The sequence below is a fragment of the Microcystis sp. M53603_WE2 genome, assembly GCF_030065435.1.
Window position 1 is genome coordinate 1 of the sequence record NZ_JASJFF010000068.1, and the last position, 1,527, is coordinate 1,527.

General features: G+C 41.3%; 1 protein-coding gene. It reads right to left on the reverse strand.

Annotation, left to right across the window (positions count from 1 at the left end; all coding sequences use genetic code 11):
- Positions 1-1,027: S49 family peptidase (locus PX481_RS01690; RefSeq protein WP_288093354.1), on the reverse strand; the 1,027-nt coding region annotated here is incomplete at its 3' end.
- Positions 1,028-1,527: the final 500 nt, after the last annotated feature.

The following is a 1,527-nucleotide window of genomic DNA, read 5'->3' on the forward strand; positions in this document are numbered from 1 at the left end:
TCGCCAATTTATCCCCACCGATTTCGCCTCTATCTCCCTGACCTTCTACGATTGTCCCTTCTGCATAAACTATCGCTATTTGATCGCTACTATCTTCCTTCTCATCGAGAGAACTGGCATAATTAGCTAAAGAAATTTGCGAAAAAGAGCCAGAATTTCCCTCCTCATTAGTTTTATTTTTTGCTTCTCCTGTCAACTCTTTAGCCAAAACAATTACTCGATCTAAATAGGCCACTTCATCAACAAAACCCGCCTTTTTCGCTCTGGTTGCTTCCAGAATACCTTGAGTATCAGAAATAGTTTGCACTTCTTGGTCCGTTAAATTGCGACTTTTGGCCACTGTGGCACTATAATTAGACCAAATTGTATCGAGTAGGGTTTGCAGCTGCTGACGATTCTGGACACTTAAATCCTGACGCGTATAGGGTTCCACTGCACCCTTAAAAGAACCCACTTTTACCACTTGTACCCCCACACCATATTTTTCTAGTGCATCGGCAAAAAAGGTTTGTTGACTACTTAAACCATTAATTTCCATTCTCCCCACGGGATTAATAATCACCTTTTCAGCAACGGAAGCGAGATAATATTCCTTTTCCGTCCATTCCACATCGTAGGCGATAATTTTTTTACCCGATTGGCGAAATTTTGCCAAAGCTTGCCGCACTTCCGTCAGGGTAGCATAGCCATATTCACCGACAGTGCCGCGACCGTAGAGTAACAGACCGACAATACTATCATCAAGGGCGGCCTTTTCGATCGCCGCTATCACCTGTCGCAAATTTAAAGTGATCCGACTCTCACTGGTCAAACTATCGGCTAAACTTGAACTAGGGGGAGCATCGCTGATATTGGTGGCTAAGTTAAAAACTAAGACTGATTTTTCCTTAACTGAGGAGCTATCGCTAGAAATCAGGAAAGAAAGCAGTAAAAATGCTAATCCCCCCACACCTAGGGACGAAAATACCAATAATCCCAATAAAGTTCCCAAGCAACTAGCGAAAGTTTGTTTAAAAAACTGACCCATCGGTTTTCATCTACTACTAATTATCCTGTTTCCTATTGTAGGGATTCCCCGCCCAGAAACAAGTTTTTTATCTGACTGCCTGACACATCTTGGTGAATCACCGACAGGTTAAGACACGGATGCGAGAGAACCAAATTCGGTCAAAGAAATCTTGTTTAGCTGGCTTTGAAGCAAAAATTGGTTCGAGGGATGAAACCCTTATAGAGAAAGACATTCGGCTATTTTTGTCAATTGTTTTCGCTCTAGAACAAAAGTGGTCTAGATTTTTTACTTCTATCTTTGACATTTTTCTTGACTTGAATATTTTTTGAGAACTTTTTTAGTTTCTCACTTTTTCTGCCCCAAGAGCATAAGTATAAATAGGGTCTGCTGAATAAATCTAAAAACCTTGTTGGATAAGACTTTTGGACTTTTTTCCCCTCAAAAAGTGCCAGCCATTGCGGGGATCGGGGGAAAATTCAGGTACTTTTTCCCTGAAAATTAGGTAGTTGACCACCTCA